Here is a 26,692-nt window from a genome sequence, read left to right on the forward strand (position 1 = left end):
ATCATAACAGCATATAAACACAATATTTTTAGTATGCAATTTATTTGATTGTTGTGCATTTTTTTCAGGTATTCTTATCCAGAATCACAGTTAAAATTTTCCATTTTATTAACGGTTTAGCTTTAGGGATAAAAGCCATGAAATTTTCTGAATACATTCAATATGACGGACTCGGTTTGGCCAAATTGGTCAAGGACAAGGAAGTTCACCCATCTGAACTGTTACAGGTGGCATTGGAACATACCCACAAAGCCAATCCAAAACTGAATGCCATCATTATCCCGATGTATGAACAGGCTAAACAGCGTGCCCAGCAACCCCTTACGGGCACATTTGCAGGTGTTCCCTTTTTGGTCAAGGACCTGTTTCAGGAATATCAAGGTGTACCCACATCCTATGGCAGCAATGCACTGAAAAGAATCAATTACACACCTGACTTTAATGCAGAAATTGTCAATCGCTGGGAAAAAGCAGGAATTGTGACTTTTGGCCGTACCAATACACCTGAGTTTGGCATCAAGGGCATTACTGAGCCTGATGCCTGGGGTGCATGTCATAACCCGTGGAACTTAAAGCATAATAGTGGTGGCTCTTCGGGTGGATCTGCCTCAGCAGTGGCTGGCGGTCTGGTTCCTGTTGCTGGAGCGGGTGATGGCGGCGGCTCAATCCGTATCCCTGCCTCCTATTGTGGACTGTTTGGACTTAAACCGAGTCGAGGACGTACACCGTGGGGACCACAGTTTAGTGAGGCCATGCATGGTGCGGCCATGCAACATGTACTCTGTAAAACCGTTCGGGACAGTGCCGCCATGCTGGATGCGGTTCAAGGTCCAGAACAAGCCTCACTTTTTATCATTCAATCCCCAACCCAGAAATATCTGGACGTTATCCAGCAAATGCCGAAAAAATTAACAATCGCATTTAATACCCAGTCACCGATTGGCACCAAAGTTTCCAAAGATGCGATTCAAGCGGTTCAGCAAACAGCCAAACTTCTAGAGTCACTTGGACATATCGTGGTTGAAGACCGTCCGCAAATAAATGGGCTCGAACTGGCTAAAGACTTTATCACCACATGGTTTAGCCAGTTTTCCTACATGCAGGCACAAATTAAACACATGTCAGGTGCGACCTATGAGGATTTTGAGCTTGACTCCAATGCCCTGGCAGCCTTTGGCGCGAAAACCACAGCAACAGATTATATTCACACCCTGGAGAATTGGGGAATGTATAGTACCCAAATGAATATCTTCTTTGAACAATATGATCTTTACCTAACCCCAACCACCGCATCAGTTGCACCCCAAAATGGTGAAGTTGCAATGCCTAGCTGGCAAAAGCCTATCCTAAAAGGCTTCTTAAAAGTTGGAAAAGCCCATTATCTTGCACAAGGTAAACTGGTCGAAAAAATGGTGCAAGAGAACTTAAGCTGGGTGCCTTTTACCCAATTGGCGAATGTCACAGGCTTACCAGCCATGTCTGTGCCTTTATACTGGAATAAAAATGGCTTGCCTTTAGGCAGTCAGTTTATTGCACCATTTGGGCGTGAAGATCGTTTACTTCAACTCGCTGCACAGCTTGAGCAGGCACAACCGTGGATGCCACAATATAAAAATATTCAGCTTTGATTTAACTTAGACGCTGTCGTTTCAATTTGATTCGGCAGCCAGACCACCAAAATCAAGCCTAGAAGAACGACCACACTGGCACATAAAAAAATGGTGGCACCTGATAGAATTTGCCAGTAATGCCCTGCCAATAAACTTCCCGATGCCACACCAAGCCCCCACATGGTACTGTAAAGTGCCTGCCCACGTCCTTGCTGTTCAGCAGAGAAATTCTGGAAGATGACTTTCATTGCAATCAGGTGAAAAAGCCCAAAACTAAATGCATGCAGGCATTGTGCTAAAAGCTGCCCAATAAAATGCGTATTTAACATACCCACCAACAACCAGCGTAAACTGGTCAAGATCAAACAGGCAGCAACCAATGTTCTCCAGGAAAAGCGGATAAAAAAGACTTTCTGCGCCACTGCAAACATCACAATCTCAGCAATCACACCTGTCGCCCATAAAGTTCCAATCTGCATGGTACTAAAACCGATTTCTTTCAGGAAATTGCTATAGAAGCTATAAAAAGGTGCCTGTGAAAACAGTAAAATAAACTCAATACCAAAAAAGGCAGCCACCATTGGTTTTTTTAAAATTGGCAATAAAGGTTCCAGCTTCTTTTGCGAGCTTGGCGCATGTTCAGGCTCTTTAATACTAAATGACCATAAAAAGGCCAAAAATGAGACTGATAACAATAGAATAGGTAACATTGAAATTGGAATGATTTCCAATAACGCGCCTATGGCAAATACCCCAACAATAAAGCCGACTGAACCCCATTTCCGAACCTTGCCATATAACTCAGCCCGCTTTTCACCCAGCCAGAATAAAGTCACCCCCTCAAACTGTGCCAGAATCGCATTCTGAAAAAAGCTGAAAACCAGCATCAATAAGGCAATCGATTGAAAGCTATTCGGAATAATAAAAATTGCAAACCAGATACAGGCTTCCATCCATGTTGCGATTCGTACCAGTAGCATCCGCTTGCCTGATTTATCTGCAATCCAGCCCCAGATCAAGGGTGCAAAAAAACGGGTAATAATTGCAATCGAAGATAAAATTCCAATTTGCTCATAATTAAAACCCTGATCTTGCAGATAAAGGTTCCAATAAGGCATAAACGTTCCCACTATGGAATAGTAGAACAGGTAGAAACCACCCAAGCGGGTCTGGATATTCAGGGATTGCAACAATTTAAGGGCCTTATCAACAAATGTATATTGAAAAAAATCGGAAAATTTATTCAGATAGGTTGAACTGAATTTTAGCTGATTTAAGAGAATAATTCTCAAGTCTAACAATTCATTACTTGTGGTTAGAGACTGTTCTTGGCATGGTTTGTGGATTGCTTAATTATAGGAATCTCCTGCCTATGGCTAGCCCTGCACAAGCTATAAGACATAAACTACTCAATACTTTCTTTTCAAGACATTCGGTTTGGTTCCTTTGTATCCTGATCACGCTGACTATTAGCTGGTTCAAGACCATTTATACGCCACATAGTATTTATTATTTTATTTCCGACACTTTATTGAATGGGCTTTGGCTTGTGACCAGCCTGCTCAGTGTGGTTGGTTTATATGACCTGCTCCAGAAAAAGCATGCGATTTTAAGAAACTATCCAATTCTGGGACATTTCCGTTTTATTTTTGAGGATGTGCGCCCCGAAATTCGCCAGTATTTTATTGAAGCCGATCAGGATGCATTGCCCTTTTCCAGAATGCAACGCAGCTTGGTTTATCAGCGTGCGAAAAATGAAAATGCAGACAAGCCCTTTGGTTCCATCATTGATGTCTATCAACCCAACTATCGTTTTATTATGCATTCGATGGCACCCTGCCCACCTGCCGATCCATCCACTTTTCGTGTTCTGATTGGCAATGCGCAATGCAGCCAGCCTTATAGCGCCTCAATCATGAATATCTCGGCCATGAGTTTTGGCAGCCTAAGTGCCAATGCGATTCGGGCTTTAAACAAGGGTGCCCAACTGGGCAACTTTTACCACGATACGGGTGAAGGTAGTTTAAGCCCTTACCATCTGGAAAATGGCGGCGGCATTGTCTGGCAAATTGCCAGTGGTTATTTTGGTTGTCGTACACCTGAGGGATTATTTGATCCTGAGAAATTTACCCTACAGGCGCAAAATCCAAAAATTAAAATGATCGAGCTTAAGCTTTCACAGGGCGCCAAACCAGGTCATGGTGGCATTTTACCCAAACATAAAATCTCTGAGGAGATTGCCCGTATCCGTGGCATTTCCAGAGACCACGACTGTATTTCTCCCTCTCGTCACCCAAGCTTTAACACTCCCATTGAAATGATGCATTTCATTCAAAAACTGAGGGACCTGTCTGGTGGCAAACCTGTTGGCTTTAAACTGTGTATTGGGCAGCCCTGGCAATTTATGAGTATCGTCAAGGCTATGCTCGCAACTGGGATCATTCCTGACTTTGTGGTGGTGGATGGTTCTGAAGGTGGAACGGGCGCTGCACCCATTGAATTTAGTGACTACATTGGCACTCCCTTACGGGAGGGTTTACGTTTTGTCCATAACACTTTGGTGGGTGCAGGATTACGCGGTCAGGTCAAGATCGGCGCCAGTGGAAAGATTATCAGCGCGTTTGACATTGCCAGTACATTTGCACTTGGCGCGGATTGGGTCAATTCCGCACGGGGATTTATGTTCGCTGTAGGTTGTATTCAGGCACAAAGTTGCCATACCAATCAATGCCCTGTTGGAGTTGCCACACAGGATAAAGACCGACAAAAAGCCATTGATGTACCCAGCAAGGCGGAACGTGTTTTTAATTTTCATAAAAATACACTGCATGCGCTTTCTGAAATGATCGCCGCCGCGGGTTTACGTCATCCTTCAGATATTAAGGCGCATCATTTGGCGCAGCGTTTGAATGATCGTGAAATTAAAAATTATGCCCAGATTCATTTTTTCCTCAAAGAGAATGAATTACTGCAAAATAATTTGGATGATGATGAAAACTTTTATTATCGGATGTGGAAACTGGCGGATGCAAATCGTTTTTAACAGAAGAATTTAAATAACAAATCACCACTAATAATAGTGGTGATTTGGCTTCGCATGTAAAAAAGCAGGAATCAAACCTGTCAGTGCAGCACGTATATCAGCACGTTCATTGATCAATTGATGTGATCCTTCTTCCAGCATCAATAAAGTCTGCAACCTAAATTTACGGCGAATATATTCAATGTTATAGCGCCAATCGACTGTTTGATCGAGTGCACCTTGCGCTAACCACACAGGAATACGACAGGCTGGACGCTGTTCCATTTCCAGCATCCATTTTGACATAGCCAGAATCCAGTCCATACCCATCATACGCGGTTGTAATGGGTCTTTTAAGCGTACAAAACGCAAAAATTCTGGGTTATGGTTATTACGGCGAAAATGTCGTGGCACTTGGGTTTTAATGCGCCGAATAATACCCAAACCAACTGAGTTGTGCCACCAGGCGGTTTTAGCGGGACGAATCAGTGGTGACAGCAACAGAACCCGATCAACAATTGGATCTTCACGGCGTTCTGCAAATTCCAGTAAATGATGCATCCAGATTGCACCACCTGTACTTTGGCCAATGCCCAACCACGGTCTAGGCAACTGTTTGGCCCCACGAACCGCTTCATATACTGCATGTAAAACCTGTTGGTAATGATCAAAATTCTGGATACTGGCAGGTGAACCATTACTTAGTCCGTGCCCAGGAAGATCATAGGTAATCACACTAAATCCCTGATCCAGGATTTCCTGGATAATCGGCTGATAGATTCCACTGTGTTCCAAATAGCCATGCAGCAGGCAGACTGTCCCCTGAATCTTTTGTTGTCTTGGCTGAAATACCTGTACATGCAAACGGAACAACGGCATTTCCACATAACCCTGCCAATGCTCACAATCAAGCAAGTGTAAGCCATAAAGCTTGCGATAGGCCTGTAAAGGTTTAGAGGGTTCAGTTGTGGTTGATAAATCCAGTGGTTCCAAAACCTGTGGTGTGGTTTCACGATTCGGAACAGGTAAATCCAGTTGTTTGAGTATTGTCGGATTTAAAAAAGGAATATTGGACATTATGGTATCTCCCGACAATCACTAGAGCCAAATAACATATCACGAACCGTAGCCAGCATTTCATAATTGGCACGGCGACTATGGTCATAATTTTGTTGGCTAGGGCGCCAACGGGTCAAGCTGGTTGGCATGGGTGCAAACACAGGAACGGTTTCTATACCATTCAAGGCAAATAAACGGCGTGTCCGTGGCATATGATATTCATCAGTAATCAGGATCACCGTCGGTGCTCCACCTTTCTTTTGCAGAAGCAAAGAACTGAATCTGGAATTCTCACAGGTATTCATGCTTCTATTCTCAAGTAGCTTGGCCTCAATACCACGCTCTTTTAACCATGCCTGCATATACGGTGCTTCCACACCACTTAACACAATTGGCAAGTTATACTTTTTTTCCACACTCAAGGTCTTTTCCAGACGTAAGCGTGTGTAGTTGTTCACCACAATATCTTTACCATTTTCAGCAAGGGTCAACCCTCCACCGAGCACCACAATCGCATAAGGCTGTGAGGTATTTTTAGGCTCAAAACCATCATCTTTATTCTTTTTAAGTTCAACCAGGTCTTTATTGGTCTCGTCCTTTTCGTCCTCATTTACAGGCAATGCAACAGGATAGGTTTCTAAAAATGCCAGATACTTGCCCATGAGCGCCTGATTATCAGGTGTATTTCCTTGTAAGAAATCCGTTGGAGAACTGATCACAACGGCTGAACTGTCCTGATCCTGCTCGGCTTTTTGGTTTAGCAATGGAATGTTGTTTTTCTTCTCTTTTTGCTCTTCCTTTTCCTGTTCATCAATAATGGTTTGTTGCAGCAATTTATAGCGTGCCTGTATCAACCTTAAATCTTCAGGCTTTTCTGACTCAAAGGTTTTTTCCATCAACTTTAAATAGGCCTGACGCGCAATCCATAAGTTGGAACCAGGTTCCAGATTCTCATGCTCACTTAAAGCCGCTGCTTTCTGGCTTTCAGCGGCCACCTCATTGACATCAACAGGTACAAAATAATTTAACCCTTTCACCACAAGCTGTGAGTAAAATGGAGAATATAAAAAAAGCACAAAGCAGCCGAATAGCACAAATAGTATGGTGACTATCCGCACTAAACTAACCATCCAGTGTACTTGTGCCATATCACTCCTTATACAGTATGGGGTTGAATCAAACCTTGCTCACTATATAACACAGGTTCAGGTTCAAGCTGAATACTAAACTTTTGTTTTACATCATTTTGTACAGCAGTATAGGTATTTTTCACATCTTCCAGCGTTGCATCGGCATAATTGACTAAAACCAGTGCCTGTTTATGAAACATGCCGACACAGCCTAATTGTTTACCTTTCCAGCCCGCCTGATCAATTAACCATCCAGCCGCCACCTTAACATTGTCGTTGGCTTGGGGATAATGCGGAATGTTGGGAAAGTGTTGAGAAAGTTTTTCAAATTCAGCCTGAGTTAGAACGGGATTTTTAAAGAAACTGCCCACATTCGGAAACGCTCTGGGATCAGGCAATTTACTTTGACGAATCTGTATCACCTGATTTTGCAGGTTCTCAGCCGTTTGTTCATCTCCAACCGCCTGCTTTAAATCACCATAACTCAGTTTTAAACTGGCATGTTTTAACAGCTTAAAGGTTACACTAATGATGATGTAACGATCAGGAAAGTCTTTAAAAATACTATGACGGTAAGCAAAATGACAATCCTGAGCTAAAATGGAGTCAAAGCATTTCAGTTCACGGTCATACACCTGTATCGACTCAATAAACTCGCACACCTCAACACCATAGGCACCAATATTCTGTACAGGTGATGCTCCAACCAAACCTGGGATTAGGGCCAGATTTTGCAGACCGAACCAGTTCTGCTGGGTGCTGTATAAAACAAAATCATGCCAGACCTGCCCCGCACCTACTTTAACTGTAATGGTTTGGTCATCCTGAGCAACAACTTCAATGCCCTGAATATTTAAATGAATTGCCAATGCCTGAATATGCTGTGGTAATAACAGGTTGCTTCCACCCGATAAAATCATGACATTAAGCTGCTGCTGTTCAGCAAATGCCAATGCCTTAACCACATCATCAGGATGATTGATCTGGGCATAATGCGAAACAGTGGCATTTAAATTGAGCGTGTTTAAACTTTTGAGTTGAACCTGCTGTTGTACATGCATGTTGAAAAATCCTATTGCCCTGCCTGCATTTGCTTTTTAAGAATGTTGATCCATGCCTGACTGCTTGATTCGCATTGATCCAGAACCCGATCAAAACCATCTGCCTCACCATAGTAAGGATCAGGAACCGCCTGCTGGTTAAAATGAGGATCATGCTCACTCATCAATGCAATTTTGGCACGAATCTGTTCAGCACCAAACTGGCGTAGCGCTTTCGACAGAAGTGACTGAATATCATCAAAATTCTCATAGTCCATTGCAAGAATCAGGTCAAATTCAATAAAATCTTCAAGACGAATTTGTCTGGCACGTAAGCCCGATAAATCATAACCACGCTGTAGCGCATGTTTTTGGCTTCGCGCATCAGGTGCCTTGTTTGGGTGATAATTGCTGGTCCCTGCCGAATCGACCCATACATTTAAACCATGCACATCACAATAATGTCTGAGAATTGCTTCCGCTGTGGGTGAACGGCATATATTTCCTAAACAGACACATAACACCTTATAGGGCGTTGGGGATGGCATAATCACCTCAAAACTACACTTTTTAGAGCATCTTATGGTAATTTATTTGTGCACTGAAACCTATAGTTGCCTTATATAAAAATGTTGTATTTATTAGAATTTGTTGGCATTTTTTCTAGGATTGCGACATAGGTCAGGTATGGACAATGATTTATCAAAAGATAGAAATAAGGATGTATGTATGAACCAGTTTCAGTTCCAGACCGTTCCCAACATTATTGCGGGTTTAGGCTCAATACAAGAACTTAAAACCATCTTGTCACAACATGATTATAAAAAAGTGCTTCTGGTCACTGATGCAGGCATGATTCAGCACCAGCTTCATTTACCCATTCTAGACATTCTGGATCAGCTCAGTCTTGAGACTATCATTTATTCTGATATTCAGGCCGACCCACCTGAACATATTGTTTTAGAAGCGGTTGATTTCGCCAAACAGGAAAAAATTGATGTCATCATCGGTTTTGGCGGCGGTAGTTCCATGGATGTAGCCAAAATCATTGCCCTACTTGCTCATCCTGAACAAAAACAAAACCTCAGTGAGATTTATGGGGTTAATCAGGCCAAGGCTCCCCGCTTACCGCTTATTCTGATTCCAACAACGGCTGGAACGGGTTCAGAAGTCACGCCAATTTCGATTGTCACCACTGGTGCAACCACCAAGATGGGTGTGGTCTCTCCTATCCTTTATGCCGATGTTGCCATCCTAGATGCAACGTTCACCCAGGGTTTACCTGCATATATTACTGCCGCGACAGCTATTGATGCGATGGTACATGCGATTGAGGCCTATACCTCCAATATCAAGAAGAATTTTTATGCCGATATGCTGGCGAAAAATGCCTTGCAACTGCTTAACCATAACCTTGCCAAGGTGTTAAAAAATGGCGCTGATCTGGAAGCACGGCAAAATATGCTGGTCGGTTCAATGTTGGCAGGTCAGGCTTTTGCCAATGCGCCTGTGGGTGCGGTTCATGCCTTGGCCTATCCACTCGGTGGGCATTTCCATCTGTCACATGGGCATAGCAATGCACTGGTGTTGGTTGAAGTGCTAAAATTCAATGCACCAAAAGCAAAACAACACTATGCAGATTTAATGCAGCTATTAGACCCTCGCAGTACAGGCTGTACCGATGGCCTGTGTGATTTATTTATTGACCACATGCAAAACCATCTGGATCAAAGTGGTCTTACCCTGAAACTCAAGGAATTGGATATTGCCGAGGCAAAATTACCGCAATTGGCAAAGGATGCCATGCTGCAAACCCGACTGTTGCAGAACAATCCAAGAGAAATGACCGAACAAGATGCTTTACAAATTTATCAGGCGATTTATGCATGAGTAAACCCAATTTAAAAACACGCGAACAGTTTAAATTCTTTTTTCCAATTCAGACCCGATGGGCGGATAATGACATTTACGGCCATGTCAATATGGCATAAATCAAACCCACTTTTCCAGATTATGACTCGGAAAAGTGGGTTGCTTAATTATTAAACGTACGGTAACACATGAGGAACAATTTCCTGAAAGGTACGTCCATTCACATTTTCACCAATAGCATGCATTTTCCATGCGCCATTATGGCGGTAAATTTTGGCAATAATCAGACCAGTATGTGCGCCTTGTGAAGATAGTTTATAACTTGCGATCACCTGATTACTGCTTTGATCAACCAAACGGCAGAATGCGTTTTCCACTTTTTCAAAAGTCTGCCCACGGAAGCTACTTACAGTAAATGCTAATGACTTGACATGACTTGGAACTTGATTCAAATTCACCCGAATCACTTCATCATCACCATCGCCTGCACCAGTCAGGTTATCACCTGAGTGTACAATACTGCCATCTTTACTGCGTAATTGCCCAAAATAAACCACATCTACAACCTGTTTATTTTCATCAAACAGAATGACGGACGCGTCTAAATCAATATCTCCACTGCTGCCACCAAAGCCAAATAAACCCTTGCTTTTGGCAACATCCCAGCCTACACCCAGAAAAATTTGTTGTAAGCTGCTTCCATCCGCTTTTTCAAGATTAATTTTCTGACCTTTTTCCAGATTAATCGCCATTGTTTTCTCCTCTTTGTGAAATAAACGTTTTCAATGATTTATCATTCATTATAAAAAATTACTGACCTGAACGTGATGGACCTAACTTACTTTGTAACCATGCCAGAAAGTTCTGACGATTACGTGAACAGATAATGACTTTACCCTTACCTGAAAAACGTAACACCATACCCTCGCCACTCATGACGCTATTCATCAGGTTTCCCAACAAACCACTACTTTGTGAGGTTGAAACAGATAAGTTATAGTTTAAGCGTGAGTCCCAGCACACCACATGACCATTATCAATCACAACCTCTTTATTTGGTTCCACTTCCAGTTCAAACAATGTACCGCAACCCGCAACTACCACCTGTCCCTGCCCACTGGTTTCCATGACCAGAAATCCGCCTGTATTTCCAAAAAAAGCACCGCCAATACTGCTGTTTAAACGTGCCTTGATTTCTACGGAATCATGTGCTGCTACAAATGCCCCATCACTTAAAATATATTGTGTTGCGCCAACATCAAGAATCTGCATATCACCATCCAGTGCAGCAGAAAGCAGACAATCACCATCACCACGCACTGCTTCAATATGCTGTTGAAATAATGATTCCTCATTGGCAAAACGGCGCAATAATGACTGCATTAAGCCACCTTGTAAACGTCCTTTCAGTTCTAAAGGAGCTTCCATCATGACCATCGCATTACTTTCACAGTAAATTTTATCACCACGACGCATTGCCACATGTAAAAATGGTTCAGGTGAACCAACCAGACTAAATTGTGCCATTTCTCTATTCCTTCAGTTCTGAACAATATTTTTTTGCTGAGCTACTTTAAGCCAATCGGGAAATTCTTCCAATAACAATTCATATAAACGCTCGTCAGAAACACTTTCAATTCGGTCAAGGCTGAAGAAATTGCAGTTATCGACAATACGCCCTGACATTTCGTCCAGTTTTTCCAATGCGCCATAATCTCGACCACCGATGCCAACAAATTGCCAAAAAATCGGCAGTTCGGCTGCTTTCGTTAATAATTTTTGCATTTGTCGGCGGCTGCCCACACCACCATCTGAAATAAAGAGCACATAGGTTGGGATCTGGTCTTTCATTTTTTGGAAATACGCAATGACGGCCTCAATCGCAGGAATTTCCTCATTGTAGCGCGCCCCAACGTGCCAATTTTTCCAGCCCCTTTGTGTGGTGTTGATAAAGTCATTGACATTGTTTAGGGTGACATTATCCAGTTGTGTGGTTTTTTGTGCAAATGCCCAACATTCAAAACAACCATCATCATCAAAATGAATTGCCAGTGGCATGAGACGATTCACCACTTTTTGCACGTCACCACGGCGGTATTGTCCGTCCATCGAACCCGAGGCATCGAGTACCAATGCCACTCGTGCTGTCAAACCCAATAAGTTTTTCTTTTCTAATTGAACCAGAGACTTTTTAGTCAGATCAATAATTGAGGCATTGCCTGTTTTTTCAGCTTTTTCCAGCGAAAGTTTTTTCTTTAAGTCCAACTGGGAAGTGACAGCCGTTGGTGCTACAGTTGGCTGTGGTGATGGTGCAGCAAGTGGCGTACTATTTTCTTCCGCCACTTGACCGCCAAAATGTTGAATCAATGCAGCCAAACCTGCATTGAATCCTTGCCCAATTGCAGCCAAACGCCAAATATTATCTTTACGGTAAATTTCAACCAACATCGTAGCCCGTTCCTGAGCAAAGAGCTGCCCGTCTAATTTCAATTCAGCAATCGGCTGTAATTGTAAATTTAAAATTTGAATCGTAGCATGTTGCAACTGTGACATTACTGCCTGCCCTTCAATTGCAGCAGTTAAGACAAGATATTGAATGGTGTTTGGCAACTGATCAAGATTGACCAAGAAACGACTCTGTTGTAGCTGATTATCGAGTAACTGTACCGCCTGACACGGTGTTTTAGGCTGGTTATAAAACGTCATATAACGCTCATCACTCAATTTATATTGAGCATCCAGACCAAAACTGGCAAGGTCAAGTATAAAGCTGGCTTGATATTGAATCTGAATATAAAAAGCGTTTTGGCCCTGCAATAAATCATTTAATTTTATTTTTTGTCCACGAATTAAATTCAGCATTTCTTTTAATAGCCTATTTTATCATTATTTTTTCAGGTAAGGAAAAATAGTGCCTAAACACTATTTTTCCCAAGCAGGTTTGCCGACTTAAACTGCTACGCCATAAGAGGCTGCTAAAGGCCCTAAACCACCTGCAAAACCCTGACCAATGGCACGGAATTTCCATTCGCTGCCATTTTTATAAAGCTCACCAAAGATCATTGCTGTCTCAGTGCTGCTATCTTCCGATAAGTCATAACGTGCAATTTCGCTACCGCCTGCGTCATTGATCACACGGATATAAGCATTACCAACCTGACCAAAGTTTTGGTTGCGTGTCTGACCATCATAAATCGTCACTGCAAAAATCACCTTGCTCACATCAGCAGGAACTTTGCTTAAATCAACGCTTAAAGTTTCATCATCGCCATCGCCTTCACCTGTGCGGTTGTCACCATTGTGTTTTACTGAACCGTCAGATGAAGTCAAATTATTGAAGAAAATAAAGTCAGTATCTGCACGTACCTTACCATTTTCTCCAACAAGGAATGCAATCGCATCAAGGTCAAAAGCCTGACCATCTGTCACGCGAGGGTTCCAGCCTAAACCGACTGTTGTTTTAGTGATTCCTGGCGCTTCTTTAGTCAAGCTAACATTGCCACCTTTGGTTAAGCTAATTGCCATGAGTTATTCTCCTTATCTCATTGCTAAATTATATTTTATGGATATAACAGTTTTGTTATATCCCAGGATTTTATCAAGATTGTGTCTGTCTTTTTTCATAGGCAATTGATGAGAGAACTGCCCATATAATGAACGCCACTCCAATCAGGCCTGTTACCACTTCTGGCACATGCCCACCTGTACCTGTGTATAGCATAATTGCTGCCAGCATTCCAATTGCATACATTGCACCATGCTCCAGATAAATAAAGGCTTCCAATGTGCCTTTTTCCACCAGATAAATGGTCATGGAACGTACAAACATTGCACCAATCGCAAGACCAAGCATAATCACAACAACATCAGTTGTAATTGCAAAAGCACCAATCACACCATCAAAACTGAATGAGGCATCCAGCACTTCCAGATAAAGGAAACCACCAATACCAGCCTTGACAACCGTACTTGATGCACCTTTAGTTACGCTTTCCTGTGGTTCCTCTGCCTCTTCTGACTGGCTGCTTTCAAGTAAATGCCCAAGTGCCTGAACACCTACATAAACCACAATACCCCAGATGCCTGCAATCGCCACCACCAATTTCGTCTCTGGCGCAACAAAACCCACCATAATGAGAAGGGCGATCATTGCAACGAAAACTGACATGGCGGGAACATTCGCTAAATTTGCTAAACGTGATTCCAGCCAATGAAACCAATGCGTGTCCTTACCATCATCAAACAGGAAGTTGAGGAAAACCAAAAGCAGGAACATGCCCCCAAAGGCAGCAATTTCCGCATGGTGGGCCAATAACTTTTCAGAATACTGAACTGGATCGTTGAGTGCCATCTGGACAACTTCGACCATTCCCATATCTGCGGTTATGGCCACAATTACAATTGGGAAAATCAGGCGCATACCAAAAACGGCAATGAGAATCCCGACAGTTAAAAAGATTTTTTTCCAGAATTCATCCCAGTGACGCAATATTGATGCGTTGACCACAGCATTATCAAAAGATAGCGACACTTCCATCACAGCCAAAATCGTAGTGATCAGCAATACCCGAAGCATTGCCTGCACCCCTGCCTCTGGTCCATGACTGAAGCCCCACCATGCAGATAACGCCAGACAAATCACGGTAAAAATAATTGAGAAACGAAAATGTTTCATTGTTACCCTTTCAAAAAAAATCTCAAAACATACATCTTGTCTGCTTTGAGATATCGGTTTTAGCCAACTTGAATACCATATTGTTGACACATTGCAGCAAGTCCGCCCGCATAGCCCTGACCGACTGCTCTAAATTTCCATTCGCCATTATGACGATAGACCTCACCAAATACCATGGCGGTTTCGGTTGAATAATCCTCAGCCAAATCAAAACGAACAATTTCTATGCCTGAATCCTGATTGACGACACGGATAAAAGCGTTGGCAATTTGTCCAAAATTCTGTCCACGACTTTGGGCATCATGAATGGTGACCGTAATGGCAATCTTTTCAATTTCAGGAGAAACTTTAGATAAATCAACCACTAAAGACTCATCATCACCATCGCCCTGACCTGAACGGTTGTCACCCGTATGCTCAACCGAGCCATCCTGCGATTTCAATTGGTTATAAAAAATAAAGTCATGGTCACCGCGAACTCGACCTGATGCTGTCAATAAGAATGCACTAGCATCCAAGTCAAATGAAGCACCATCTGTTGCACGCTCATCCCAGCCCAGACCAATTAAAATACGGACCAAAGTTGGATCTGTTTTACTTAGGGAAAGATTTCCCCCTTTATTTAAGCTAATTGCCATATTTTCTCTCCCTCATTGCATCATGATAGAAATTTAATTGGAGTTAAAAGTCAATAGGTTTTTATTTACTACCTGCTACCCAGCGCAGGCCAAAACCAAAAGCCTGATCCAGTTCTTTATGACCAGGTACATAACGAACATGTCGCTGCACCTGAATATTGCCAGCCTGATTCGTTAGTTCGACAATGCCACACATACCCAGAGGCTGCCCCTCAGTTAAACGAATTTCGATAGGAGGCTGGTCTGGCACAAAAATGGTGACCACAGCATCTGTTGCAGCCCAATTGGGCACACCCTCGTAAATAAATGCGAATAACACGACACGGCGAATTTCTTGCCAGTATTGACCATTGATCCTCAGCCACTCACCACCTTGTAATGCACCAGTACGGTCGTCCGCAGAAAGCTGAATAAATGGAAAACCGTTAAAATCCCCAAAGCGATTGCCCAGAGCCTGAATCACCGACTTGGTGCCATCCTGCATTTCAAACAGACAGCCTAAATCCAGATCAATTCCCTGATTCTGGTTGAGCAGTTTTTTAAAGAAGCCTGCCGATTGGGGCTGTATAGAACGCTGATTCCAGTTGAGATTAATCTTAATCTCACCAAAACCCTGTGTCTGTTTGGTTAAATTAATTCGACTGTTGCCTTTGTCCAGCGTAATTTTACTGAGGTTTATTTTAGACTGAGGCGGTGTAGCAACAGGTGCTGGCGGCGGCGTGTTGGGTTGATCGTTGATTTCAACACCAAAATATTCGGCAAGGGGTTTTAATCCACCATTAAAACCCTGACTGACAAAGCGGAATTTCCATTGATCCTTATAACGATATACTTCTGCCAAAATGAGGGCCTTTTCAGTCTTTTCAGCACTATTGACAATCGCTGTGGCACTTAATTGTCCATTTTGCCATAACTCAACCTCAATATTCTGAAGCGCATTGATTGCACTCTGTCCATCAATGGTGGCACACAAAGCGATCTTATTCAGTTCCAGATCCAGCAATTGGGTATTTAAATTGAATTGCGCCAAATAAGGTGTTTTAGCATTTGCCTCAATTAACTCAACACTACGGTTTAGAGTGTGTTTCTGTCCATAAAAAATCATGTCCGCATCACCACGAACCTTGTTTTGGGCATTGAGTAAATATGCACTTACATCTAAATCAATATGTGCAGGTAATGCAGTTTTGATTTTAATCTGACACTGAGGTTGTGCCAGTACCAGATTTGCACCCGCAGTCAATTGTTGCATTATTCATTATCCTCTTTTTTTAGTGTTATTGCTTCATGCCAAATATTTGTGATCGCTCTAATATACGTTCTGCCCAACGGCGATGTGTAGCAGGCTCCAGCATACTTCCATGACAGGCGAATACAGCCTGACCAGAATCTCTTAAAATATCCTGAGCTTGTTTCAATTCAATCTCATTGACTTGATAGGCCTGATGCACAATCGCAATCTGTGCAGGGTGAATAATGGTTTTTCCAGATAAACCATGTTGTAAATCCAGATATAACTCGTCCTGCAATAACTTCACCTGAGTAAAATGCTCACAGACAGGCGCACTCAGTGCAAAGCCATAAGGTAAAAACTGCCCCACCAGATTTGCAATTAATACCCCAATAGGCGTTTGATACAGGGTCAAATCACTTGGACGGCGCACAGCCAGACAGTTGAGTAAATCATTGCCGCCTATTCGCAGCACCAGAACCTGACGAAAGTCCTGTTGCAATGCCTGACGTAATTCACGCATAGCGCCCATATCAAAGGTTTCTGCATCTTCAAGTGTTGGCATCACCTGAATAAAGTCAGGCAATATCTGCTGCCATTGTCGTAATTGATTTAAGCAGAATTTTGGCAATACCATGCCATCCGCCATGATCAGTTCCTGCCACTGTGCCAATTCTTCCGCCATTGCAATATGGCGAGGGCGTATGAAGATTTTAGGATGTTGTGCTTGACGTGGTTGATCCTGAACCTGTCGCAACAACTGCCTTAAGTTGACTTTTGCAGCCTCAACCTCATGTTCGGAAACCGCATCTTCCAGACAGATGACCAGAGAACGTAACTCAGGGTACTTTTCCCCATTCACCACTTGCCATAAATCGGGTCTGGTCGCAGGCATATAAAGTGTTGCACCTAAAGATAATGCCGATAACATCAACCTGCTCCCAGTTTCTGAATAAGGGTAATTGCTCGATAAGGTGCGATTTGATCACCGACCACCTTGACTGGTGTCTGTGTCACTTCTGTTAAATGACGTAATAATGCCGTGTCAGCGTCATTCGCATCCCTTAACAGAACCAGATCAGGTACACGCCTTAAAATCGCCCGTGTTGCTTCAGCAATGCTTGGCTTAATCCGATTGATATTGGTAATTTGATACTGTTCTGCCAACTGTTTAACCACAGCTTGGCTCTGCCGTTTTTGTAATTGCTGTTGGGCGCTTGTCCAAACAGCATTTTGTTCTGATTTAATTTTTCGGCGTATCTGATTGATTTGTCCAACAAATGATTGTGACATATCAAAGCTGTTTAAATGCGTATATTCAATACAGCCATGCCACTGACCAAGATTACTTTCCTCAACCTCGTTGAATTGCAAAGCCTCATTCTCACAAATACTACGGGAAATTAATCCTGAAATAGTTGAGCCTAAAACACCTGATGGAATCAACCAATCCTCACCACTGGCTGCCAACCAAGCACATCCACCAATATCTGACAACACCACCAAGGGCAAAGGTCGATCAATGAAACGAGGGTCATCTGCGAGACTTCGCTGCAATTCTTTCTGAATGGCGCCCTTTCCAGTCCAGCCATCCACAAAAACCAAAGATTGATGACCATGCTTGGCAATAATCGTTTCAAGTGCGGCAAAATCTATACCACGATCCCTGATAATGCTGATGCCATAGTGCACACAGTCACGTCCCATATCCTGCAATGCATGATAAAGTAGTACACCTAATGGCACACCAGCACGTACGAAACTGACCAGAACAATGGATTCGGCAAACTCTGCTGACAGTGTTTGTGCCAATTGCTGCACTTCTTTTGCCAAACGTTGCTGCCCATACTGCATTGCCTGTTCAAATAACTGTAAATGACGTTCAGTAGGTGGATTCTCCTGACCAATCATCTGTGAATAATGTTTTTCACCTGATTGAATCAGGCGTTCCTTTTCCAATGTGTCTGTTGGTCGAATTTGGGTACGTTTTAATAAAAATGTGACTTGCTCAGGCTGATAACTTCCACTAAACCCTTGTGTTAAAATGAGTTCTGATGCTTTTTCCCTACTAATTTTTGGTTTACTGGTAATCGCCATAATACCCTTCTTGTTTATATTGCTGCGTTAGATTGTGTTTTACCCAACGATTCAACTGGCTATGGTTTGGCATTCCCCACCAGTGACATAAATTCAAGAACTCAACATCCGACAAACTGTCGCCATAGCCTAAAATTGGGCGTTGTTGTGCGCCAAGTTGCTGCAAAAGAAACCTGGCCGCATTGGCCTTACTCACAGGCTGTGGAATCAATGCCAGGTTATTGCCATTTAAATGGAAGTAAAAACCTGACAATAAATTCACATCAAGGCTATTGAGCAACTGGGGCAAAAAATTCGGTGCATAGGGATTGTCATTTTCTGTATTTTGCTTTGCCACAACATACAACCCCAATCCCTGATCCTCAACCACCCATGTCCGAATTGAACCAAAATGTCTGGAATGCTGCTGCACAGCTTCAATCAGGGCTTCCTGACGTGTCTGATAGGGTTGTAAAGCCTGTTGCATCTCTCCATGCCATTCAGCATTGACACTAAGGTCCGCATTCAGCACTGTTCCACCATGAGAACAGACCGCCCCATACTGAAAGGGTAAATGAACTCGGGATAAAGCCTCGGCACAGCGTGCAGTCACTGGAATCACATGGGTACTATGAAATAGCCACTGTACAAAATGCTGTTGTATCGGGTTCATATAGGCCAGAGCTTGTCCCTGTTTATCTGTGGTGACCATTTTAAAGTCAGCTTCAGGTGTAATGCGGCGATGGGTCTGGAACAACGTGTCATCCAGATCCACCAGCATTAAGGGTGTACGAATTTCACTGGAGTCAAATAAAAAATCAGTCATTTACAACACACAAGTTAAAATTTTGATGAGGATAGTCCACAGCACTGATCACTTCGGCATTTGGCAACGCTTCAAGTAGGCTTTTCGCGACTGAATGTGTTGCGGTTTCGACAGTAATCAACACTCGGTCATAATCCTGTGGATTGATGTTGTAGACAAAATTCTGAATACCTAAACCATAGTTATCCGAAAATGCCAGAGCAGACTGAATGGCATGTCCCACAGCAATCGGTGAACGGGTAATTGCACTAAATTTCACATCTGCGCCTTGCTGCTGCAAATACTCTGCCAACAAGAAAGAAGACCAGACATACTCGCCACTGCCCAGCACCAAAATACGTTCATCAGGCTGTACCGCCAACCGAATATGCGCGCCACTGTCCTGAATGGGTAAACGTCCCCAAGTCGGTTCTGCTAAAGTAGCAAACGCGCCAAAAGCAACTGTATCGACCTTTGGCATATTGATCTGGATTGGATGCTCAGCATCACGCCATTGCCATTTGCCTGTCATTAATGCCACAGACTGACAGTTTAGATCGGCAATATGAATGCCTGATGACCAATCTGCCAGCGTGGCAGTCACCACATGAGAAATTTGATTCAGCCCTGCCTGTTGTAAAGCATGGATTAAATTGACAAAGGTCTTGCCAGTTGATGCTTCATCGTCTACCAGTACAATGCTTTTGCTGTTTAGAATCTGTTGTTGAAGCTCTGCATCAGGTGAACCATATAACAATTGATCCTGTGCATGGCTATGTTCTTCTAAAAAACGTGCCAGTAATGGCGCACCATGTACTGGATGGCGTGTTGTTGTCACATAAATCGCTTCAGGATAACGTTGCTGCAACACCTGATGAACGCCTGCGCCCAGCCCAACCGCCGTTTCCGCCATGCCAATAACCAACACAGGTTCAGGTAAATCATCAGGAACCAGCTCAGCCAAATCAGTAAAGGCATGGCGCATAATGTGAGGACTGACGGGAATATGCCGCCCTAATACTTTTGATACAAATAAGAATGCACGCTTTGGATTAATGCGCTCGGCAAAACCCAATAAATCCTGCCATTTCCAGTGGCTATTGTCATTGGGTTGTAAGCTTAATACTCCCCTCTGTAATTCAATCTCAACCATATTTATCTTAAATCTAGCTTAAAAATTATATTTATACCGTTCTTTATACCACACAAACACTTTGGCTAATATGTCGAACCATGACAGTATTTTCAATTTTTTCAGGCTGATAATCCAATCCGAATGTTTCTGCAATAGCAGCGTGTACCAGATTGACACCACTATAGAATGTGTGCCCTATTCCACCCGAAGGGCGAGGATTAACTTCCAAAATAAATAATTGCCCACGATCATTATAACGGGCCTGCATATTCACCAAACCATCACAGCCAAACAATTCAGCAACCTGTCTAGCCAGTTCAATGGCCTCATCTTCGAGTTTCAGTTGCTGATAGCCACCGCGCTGTTTACAACGGACAACCGCACATCGGACTTGCCCATGCACACAAAACATATCCACTGAACATTCCTGACCCGATAAAAATGGCATCACCAAATAGGCAGGCGGATTGGGTGATTGTCGATAACTTTCAATAAATGTTTGTGGATGCGCCCTAAAATTCTGACTATTGGCAAACATATCAAATGATGTCGCCTTTGTATCCAGATGCCAAAAACCTGATGCAAATACACCTGTCACAGGCTTTACACATACTTCACCTTTCTTCGACCAGCTTTCATAGGCGGCTTGCAACTCTTCAGCATGATATACAGTGGTGGCAGGGACAACCGCAATCTGATGGTCTAAACAGGTTTGGGTAAATACTGATTTATCATGTAATTGGGCAATCTGCTCCATGTGATCGCAGCCAGCCATAATCCGAATGCCCAAAGCCTCAAAACGGTGTTTCTGTTCCAGATAAATTCGTCCAAAACGCCCTGCAATAATTAGCTTTACCTTTAGGCGCTGTGCCTGTTGTAGCACCCATTCCACTCGCTCAGCTAAAGCAGGTTCCTGTAACGCAATATCTGCAACAGACGTGATTTCAGGCCGCCAATCGGGATGGGAGGCCACCACATGAATAGGCAGATTAAAAGGTGTATGTTTTGCTGCAAAAATTAAATCTCGCTGACAGGAATGGGCCTGGGTAAACCAGATTCCAATAGAGTTTTCAACGATATTCATTTCTGTATTTGTTCCCATCACTTGTAAAGTTGCATTCATTCACATTGCACCATTTGTACAACCACTAAGCGTCCGCCATCTTGGCGTGACAATAAAATCTGCTTGCCATCGGTCAATTCAATTTTTCCACCTATCGGAATAATCTCTTTGCTTGCCACGTCCATCAGTTCAGGTAAATTCTCATTAACCAGCCACCATTGCTGTTGATGGAAAATAAAATAACCCACCCGTTTGGTTTGCTCTACACTTAAACGTTCATTTGGCGCAATTAAGTTATTGGCATGCCATTGATAAATTGATTGGCCTGTCCAGACCATCAAACGGTGATTATCAGGCCTAAAGTTACCCTCTCTGCGTGCCGAATATAGGTTTAATACAGGCAATTTGCCGTGAAATGCCGTGCCACAAAATGGGCATACAGGTTTGGTGCTGTTGTCAAATACATACCATTTTTGACCACAATCTGAATTTAGGCATGGCTGCATTAAATCAACCGTTTTCACCAACGCCGTTTCCCAGTCATTGGCAGATGGACGCTGCTGCGGTTGATGTAAACCTGTAACAAAACTCTGTAGAAAGAGTTCCTTTAAATACGGCCCTGTCACCGTAAATGGAATTTTTTCGGGATCTGCCCATGGCAAGGCACTCGGACGAACCTGCGCCACTTTAACCCGATTACCTGCATCCGTTGGGTGTTCAATAAATAATGCTTTTTCACCCATTGCCAGATTTTCATCTTTTTGTGGGTCATTGACATCATGTACTTTGCCACCACGTAATGGATGGCGATAGAGCAAATACATATAAATCAGCACAGCCAAAGCATGACGATCCGTCATGATATTGGGCAAATGCCGTTGGGGATCATCTTTTTTAAGATGGTTGGTCATCACCACTTCAGGCGCAATAAAATCTGGTGTTCCCACCACATCAGGCGGATATTTGCCTGGCACAACCAAACCATCAACATCAATAACGCAAGCACGCCCCATGACAGGGTCAATCAAAATATTTTTATAGGACAAATCGGAGTGGGCCAAACCAGCCGCATGCATACGGCGCACTGCACGCGCAATTAAAATACAAATCTTGAGATAGTTCAGCCATGTGCCTTTTTCTCGTTCATCCAGAAAGCGGTTCTGGTTATTGGCACTGGCAAACCATTTTCCCTCTTTTTCTTTCCCTTTAATCCCCAAAAAATCATTATTTTTAGAACCAAACTCAAAGAAAAATGGTTTTTGATAGGTAGGTGCTGTAATCCCAAGCAAACCATTGTATTCCACCAAGCCATCAGGCCAGCAAAACACATTTTTCCAGTAATCACCACCCGCACCGTTAAAAATACCTTGCCATTTATTGCCCACAATTTCTTTTAACCGATCTTTCTGCCGTTCCAGTTCAGCCTGAGACTGATAAAAATGGTTTTTTTCCTTGCTAAAAAAACATACAACGTAAGATTTATCAGGCGAAAAATAGACATCTTTCATCGCACCCGAACCAATCACTTCATCTACAAAAGCGATTGGACGGCCATCGAGCGTTTGACATTGAATGACTTTACTCATCTAGCACCCCTACTGAGTCATCTGGTACAGTCATATTACTTATTTGATCATCTTGTAGCATTTGCCATAAAATCGCCAATGTTCGATCATCATGATGTCCTGCACTAAAGAATTTTGACCATTCCAGTAAAGCCTGTTCAGGTTTTTCCTGTTGTAAGTGTGGTTCAATTTCTTGCCAAAGTGCCTGCCATTTTTGTTGATTTTCCAGCCCTGCATCCGTTTCAAAACGTGGATCAGAAATCCCATCAGTCATGAGAATTACTGCCTGAGCGTCATCAAAATAGCCAATATGGACTCGCTGTTTAAAATCTCGTACCAAACAACCATAATCTAAAAAGCGGGTTTGTCCTGCAAATTCCCCCCCATCAGGTTTACCCATTAACCGCACGCGGTCCTTACCATAAACTGCAATCGCTCCATCACCGACCCAAAAACTACTTATAAAGGTTTTATTGTCTTGTTGCCGTACCACTGCAAACAATAATGTTGTAGCAAACAATTTAGAAGCAACACCTTGTCGAGTGGCTTCATGTTCAATTTGTTCAATGGCTTCTGTTACGGCTGAATAAAACGCATCACTAAATTGATTGCCTAACTGATGCGCTGCATTTTTGGTTTCAGGATCATCATTGGCTCCGATTTGCCACTGTGCCAGCAATCGGTCAGATTCACCTGATTGTTTTTGCATGAAAGCTTTTAAATACTCACCAACAGTATTCACCACAACCCTCGACCCCTCACGGGAAAATTCGGCACTTCCTGCACCATCTGCCACAACCAATACCGACCAATTACTATCCGCGACCTGTGCAATAAAAAAGTCATCATCACGGAACGTTCCTGCATGTTCATGTGAACGTCCTCGCTGACTACACGCAGCAATATTAAAATCTGCCGCCTTAATCAATTGACAATGATTATTTGCTTTCCAATACATCGCATTTGGATCAGGCTCATTCACCTGCCATAAACTACGCGGGTCAGCCGTGACAATAAACGTGACTTCCCCTGACAACCATCCTGCCTGCTCATTTGCCGTTTTATATTGAAAAATGAGTTTAAATTCACCTGCCTGTGTGGGTATGCCTGAAAGTTGCTGTGTCACCGCATCAAAACAAATACCCAGATTTTCAGGAATCCTGACACTTTCATGATGAATCTGCACATCCTGTTTCACGGGATATTGCATTTGAATGCTGGCTTGATAGTCCTGTCCCACTCTAGCGTTGGGAATCTGAAAGTGAGGCATCTTTTTCACCGTTTTTACCCCAGTTTGCAGGGGTGTTGAGGTATTGTCTGGAATAGGGCTGGATTGTTTTTCAATGATTGGAGTCGTTACAACCAACGGTAAATGTGTAGGCACAACCGAATTAGAGTCAGACAAATCTGTGATTTCGGATAATATGGATTGATTGTCATTATTTGGTGCTGTCAAAGGTTGTTTCTGTTCTGATTCAAGGTGCACAGATTCTGCTTGAACGGTATCAGGCTGTGGATAAAAGCCCAGATATTCTACAGCATTTTTTGACACCCCATGCTTTTCACATAGGCTATTTTGCACAGGAGCATAAATCGCCAAGCGCCCCTGTTGCAATATCTGTTGTAACAAACATCCCTGAAAGTCTGGCAATTGTTCCAGTTGGAACCCCAGCACATCATAAAGCTGTTCTGCCAAATCATGGTAGGCATTATAAAGACGCTTATTTTGCACACATTTCTGCCACCACTCCTGATCTTGCATCTGAGTCGATGGCTGGGTTGTATTGCTTAAAAGTTGTGCCAATGTATCAGCAAAAGCCTGTTGTAATTCTGGTGTTAATGGCTGAAGCATAAACAAAATTTCCTTTTACCTTTAAGACAGATGTCTTAGCCTCGACCACGCTGCACATCAAACCCATCCGAACCGCCATAGCCAAAACTCACCTGACGGCGGCACCACGGACAACTAACTTCTTCACTAAAACCGTCATAACACATTAATTGACCACAGCCACACATGGCAAATGCCGTTTCTGCCAAACAATGTGGGCACTCAGGCGTGCCTTCAAGCAAAGTGGTATTGATTTGCTGTTGGTGTTGGCTTTGATCTGACCAGGTAAAATAATCCTCATCAATTTTGCAGCACTCTTTCAGTTGGTAGTGATACAAATTGAGGTTAATATCTAAGTCTTTAGGGGCCTGATACTGAATTTCACGTTCAAATTTCATCAAATAAGGGCGATTTAACTTTCCACAACGCCCAACAAAAGTTGCACACTGCTCATCCAGCAAAGTTCGTGGCTGAACATCTTTAACCAGACGCATATAGCGCTCATCCAAAGGCGGTAGATGTTGCTGCTGTTCACCATCTCCCACACTTTTACTTTGCGCGACGACTGAGGCACTGATCCATTGGAAGAACTTTTGGAAATCTTTTTCATTCAACTCATCAAAGGCTATACAGTGTTCCGTCAGTTGCTTTAAAGTGTGATAATCGACATTTCTACCCATTCCCAGTGCAATCAGTGTACAACGGCGGGCATACTTTTTTTGCCAGCGATAAATTGCATCCTTGCATTCATCGGTTGGTCGACCATCAGTGAATAAATATACGACTGGCTTCCAGTCACCTTTGGTTTCTGTTGTGGTCTTAATCAAATGACGATCAAACTCATTCATTAAATGTTCCAGCGCTTTACCTAAGTGTGTACCACCGCCCAAAGGTAATTTCACTGGATAATAAGCAAACACTTCCACCAAAGGCACCAAGGTACGCACAATTCCCGCAAAGGCAATCATTGACACATATACTGTTTCCAGGGCATAAGGGTCTTTGCGTAACTGCTGCATGATGAGTTGAATACCCTGCTGCATCTGCTCAATATTTTTCCCCACCATGGATTCAGAACAATCCAACACAAAAAAAACAGGTAAACGTCGCATCTAGCTGAATATCCTTAATAATTTAGACTGTTATCTATAAAACCAGTTGCACTTCAGGCGGTGGTGGTGGCAATGAAATCGAGCTTGAAATGCCTGCACTGCTGCTGCCTGCCACCACACTTGCCGATACCCATTTGAAGAATCCTGAAAATGATGCAGCATCCATGGTATCCAATACCACAACTTTATCTGTCAGTTGCAATAAATGTTCAGTTTTGGCTTTGGGCCCTGCCGCACAGGCAACAATACTGGCAAAGTTTAATTGCTGAATCACAGAAACTGCTTGCTGATATGCATACACATCTGAGGGTGAGCCATCTGTCATGACAAATAATAAAGGTCTCCAGTCCCCTTTAATTTCATCGCTACTTTTTTGAATTTGATGGCTCACTTGTTCTGCCAACAACTCCAGAGCAGCGCCCATAAAGGTTGCCCCTGCACTTGGCACATCAATATTGTTCAATTGAACCTGATCGAGTGGGGTCAGTGGCAAATAGACCTTTGCTTCTAAATCAAAGGTAATGATACTTAAATGCACACTTTCCAGTGCATAAGGGTCTTGCCGTAATGCACTAAGCATCGACTGCAATCCAACATTCACGGAATGAATTGGCTCTCCTCGCATTGACCCCGAAGTATCCAATAAAATATAAACAGGCAAACGACGCATTATTATTTTTCCTTATTTTCAGTATATTATTCGCTTTCTTTTTTTAACATAATTTTTTTGGTTCTACTATGCACCAGCCCTTAATTACTTAAAATAAATAGACAATTCTGTATGTTTAATAAGTATTTGCAACAAGCAGTTAGATAGAAACCACAAGC

At 42.9% G+C, this 26,692-nt stretch carries 24 protein-coding genes and 1 pseudogene; 4 read left to right on the forward strand and 21 right to left on the reverse strand.

Annotated elements, in window-relative coordinates; all coding sequences use genetic code 11:
* Positions 1-137 precede the first annotated feature (137 nt).
* Positions 138-1,628 (forward strand): amidase, encoded by a 1,491-nt coding sequence (locus F967_RS08465; protein WP_004799319.1) that lies wholly within the window; start codon positions 138-140, stop codon positions 1,626-1,628.
* On the opposite strand, the gene F967_RS08470 is transcribed toward F967_RS08465, so the two are convergent.
* Positions 1,619-2,803, reverse strand: coding sequence for an MFS transporter (locus F967_RS08470; protein WP_212749256.1), 1,185 nt, complete (start codon positions 2,801-2,803; stop codon positions 1,619-1,621). The genes F967_RS08465 and F967_RS08470 overlap by 10 nt on opposite strands.
* Positions 2,804-2,982: 179 nt before the next feature.
* Here F967_RS08470 and F967_RS08475 point away from each other — a divergent pair, with 179 nt between their 5' ends.
* Positions 2,983-4,653 carry an FMN-binding glutamate synthase family protein gene (locus tag F967_RS08475; RefSeq protein WP_004799322.1) on the forward strand — a complete coding sequence of 557 codons (1,671 nt, stop codon included), beginning with the start codon at positions 2,983-2,985 and terminating at the stop codon, positions 4,651-4,653.
* A gap of 27 nt (positions 4,654-4,680) precedes the next feature.
* On the opposite strand, the gene F967_RS08480 is transcribed toward F967_RS08475, so the two are convergent.
* From F967_RS08480 to F967_RS08495, 4 genes are read right to left on the reverse strand one after another with little or no spacing between them, the layout of a single operon-like run.
* Positions 4,681-5,709 carry an alpha/beta hydrolase gene (locus F967_RS08480; protein ID WP_004799324.1) on the reverse strand — a complete coding sequence of 343 codons (1,029 nt, stop codon included), beginning with the start codon at positions 5,707-5,709 and terminating at the stop codon, positions 4,681-4,683.
* Complete coding sequence (locus tag F967_RS08485) at positions 5,709-6,839, reverse strand: YdcF family protein (RefSeq protein ID WP_004777229.1); 1,131 nt, start codon at positions 6,837-6,839, stop codon at positions 5,709-5,711. The genes F967_RS08480 and F967_RS08485 overlap by 1 nt, the downstream gene beginning before the upstream one ends.
* Before the next feature lie 8 nt (positions 6,840-6,847).
* On the reverse strand, positions 6,848-7,882 hold the full coding sequence (murB, locus tag F967_RS08490; RefSeq protein WP_004682395.1) for a UDP-N-acetylmuramate dehydrogenase: 1,035 nt from the start codon (positions 7,880-7,882) through the stop codon (positions 6,848-6,850).
* An 11-nt stretch (positions 7,883-7,893) separates the two neighbouring features.
* Positions 7,894-8,409 carry a low molecular weight protein-tyrosine-phosphatase gene (locus F967_RS08495; protein WP_004682396.1) on the reverse strand — a complete coding sequence of 172 codons (516 nt, stop codon included), beginning with the start codon at positions 8,407-8,409 and terminating at the stop codon, positions 7,894-7,896.
* Positions 8,410-8,590: 181 nt separating this feature from the next.
* On the opposite strand from F967_RS08495, the gene F967_RS08500 reads away from it, so the two are divergent.
* Together F967_RS08500 and F967_RS13860 are read left to right on the forward strand one after the other, a co-directional pair.
* On the forward strand, positions 8,591-9,751 hold the full coding sequence (locus tag F967_RS08500) for an iron-containing alcohol dehydrogenase (protein ID WP_034431110.1): 1,161 nt from the start codon (positions 8,591-8,593) through the stop codon (positions 9,749-9,751).
* Positions 9,748-9,843 (forward strand): annotated as a pseudogene (locus tag F967_RS13860) (acyl-CoA thioesterase); the annotation flags it as partial. The gene F967_RS08500 and the pseudogene F967_RS13860, both read left to right, overlap by 4 nt.
* A 60-nt stretch (positions 9,844-9,903) precedes the next feature.
* Here F967_RS13860 and F967_RS08505 read toward each other — a convergent pair.
* The 16 genes from F967_RS08505 to F967_RS08580 form a co-directional block, all read right to left on the reverse strand.
* The gene (locus F967_RS08505; RefSeq protein WP_004757817.1) at positions 9,904-10,485 is read right to left on the reverse strand and encodes a TerD family protein; all 582 of its coding nucleotides are present in this window, start codon (positions 10,483-10,485) and stop codon (positions 9,904-9,906) included.
* A 58-nt stretch (positions 10,486-10,543) separates the two neighbouring features.
* Entirely contained in the window at positions 10,544-11,260 is a 717-nt protein-coding gene (locus F967_RS08510; RefSeq protein ID WP_004757815.1) for a TIGR00266 family protein, read from the reverse strand.
* A 12-nt stretch (positions 11,261-11,272) separates the two neighbouring features.
* Positions 11,273-12,595 carry a VWA domain-containing protein gene (locus F967_RS08515; RefSeq protein ID WP_004757814.1) on the reverse strand — a complete coding sequence of 441 codons (1,323 nt, stop codon included), beginning with the start codon at positions 12,593-12,595 and terminating at the stop codon, positions 11,273-11,275.
* 87 nt (positions 12,596-12,682) lie between these two features.
* The gene (locus tag F967_RS08520; protein WP_004757812.1) at positions 12,683-13,258 is read right to left on the reverse strand and encodes a TerD family protein; all 576 of its coding nucleotides are present in this window, start codon (positions 13,256-13,258) and stop codon (positions 12,683-12,685) included.
* Positions 13,259-13,331: 73 nt separating this feature from the next.
* A complete protein-coding gene (locus F967_RS08525) occupies positions 13,332-14,408 on the reverse strand; it encodes a DUF475 domain-containing protein (RefSeq protein WP_004679771.1) in 1,077 nt (358 codons plus the stop codon).
* A gap of 59 nt (positions 14,409-14,467) precedes the next feature.
* On the reverse strand, positions 14,468-15,046 hold the full coding sequence (locus tag F967_RS08530; protein ID WP_004799330.1) for a TerD family protein: 579 nt from the start codon (positions 15,044-15,046) through the stop codon (positions 14,468-14,470).
* Between the two features lie 61 nt (positions 15,047-15,107).
* Complete coding sequence (locus F967_RS08535; RefSeq protein WP_004761434.1) at positions 15,108-16,298, reverse strand: TerD family protein; 1,191 nt, start codon at positions 16,296-16,298, stop codon at positions 15,108-15,110.
* 25 nt (positions 16,299-16,323) lie between these two features.
* On the reverse strand, positions 16,324-17,208 hold the full coding sequence (locus F967_RS08540) for an HpcH/HpaI aldolase/citrate lyase family protein (protein WP_004799333.1): 885 nt from the start codon (positions 17,206-17,208) through the stop codon (positions 16,324-16,326).
* Positions 17,208-18,374: a cysteine protease StiP gene (stiP, locus tag F967_RS08545; protein WP_004761437.1), complete on the reverse strand. Its 1,167-nt coding sequence runs from the start codon at positions 18,372-18,374 to the stop codon at positions 17,208-17,210. The genes F967_RS08540 and stiP overlap by 1 nt, the downstream gene beginning before the upstream one ends.
* Positions 18,358-19,179, reverse strand: a complete 822-nt coding sequence (locus tag F967_RS08550) for an HAD hydrolase family protein (protein WP_004761438.1) — start codon at positions 19,177-19,179, stop codon at positions 18,358-18,360. The genes stiP and F967_RS08550 overlap by 17 nt, the downstream gene beginning before the upstream one ends.
* On the reverse strand, positions 19,172-20,311 hold the full coding sequence (locus F967_RS08555; protein WP_004761439.1) for a phosphoribosyltransferase domain-containing protein: 1,140 nt from the start codon (positions 20,309-20,311) through the stop codon (positions 19,172-19,174). The genes F967_RS08550 and F967_RS08555 overlap by 8 nt, the downstream gene beginning before the upstream one ends.
* Positions 20,312-20,354: 43 nt before the next feature.
* A complete protein-coding gene (locus F967_RS08560) occupies positions 20,355-21,416 on the reverse strand; it encodes an ATP-grasp domain-containing protein (RefSeq protein ID WP_004761440.1) in 1,062 nt (353 codons plus the stop codon).
* Positions 21,413-22,942, reverse strand: coding sequence for a helix-hairpin-helix domain-containing protein (locus F967_RS08565; RefSeq protein WP_004761441.1), 1,530 nt, complete (start codon positions 22,940-22,942; stop codon positions 21,413-21,415). Before F967_RS08565 ends, F967_RS08560 begins: the two co-directional genes overlap by 4 nt.
* Positions 22,935-24,773 (reverse strand): PP2C family serine/threonine-protein phosphatase, encoded by a 1,839-nt coding sequence (locus F967_RS08570; protein ID WP_004799337.1) that lies wholly within the window; start codon positions 24,771-24,773, stop codon positions 22,935-22,937. Before F967_RS08570 ends, F967_RS08565 begins: the two co-directional genes overlap by 8 nt.
* A 35-nt stretch (positions 24,774-24,808) precedes the next feature.
* Positions 24,809-25,864, reverse strand: a complete 1,056-nt coding sequence (locus F967_RS08575; RefSeq protein ID WP_004682427.1) for a TerY-C metal binding domain-containing protein — start codon at positions 25,862-25,864, stop codon at positions 24,809-24,811.
* A gap of 34 nt (positions 25,865-25,898) precedes the next feature.
* Complete coding sequence (locus F967_RS08580; protein ID WP_004799339.1) at positions 25,899-26,534, reverse strand: vWA domain-containing protein; 636 nt, start codon at positions 26,532-26,534, stop codon at positions 25,899-25,901.
* Between the last annotated feature and the right edge of the window lie 158 nt (positions 26,535-26,692).

Origin of the sequence: Acinetobacter sp. CIP 102637, assembly GCF_000368425.1 — a bacterium.
Lineage (GTDB): Bacteria > Pseudomonadota > Gammaproteobacteria > Pseudomonadales > Moraxellaceae > Acinetobacter > Acinetobacter parvus.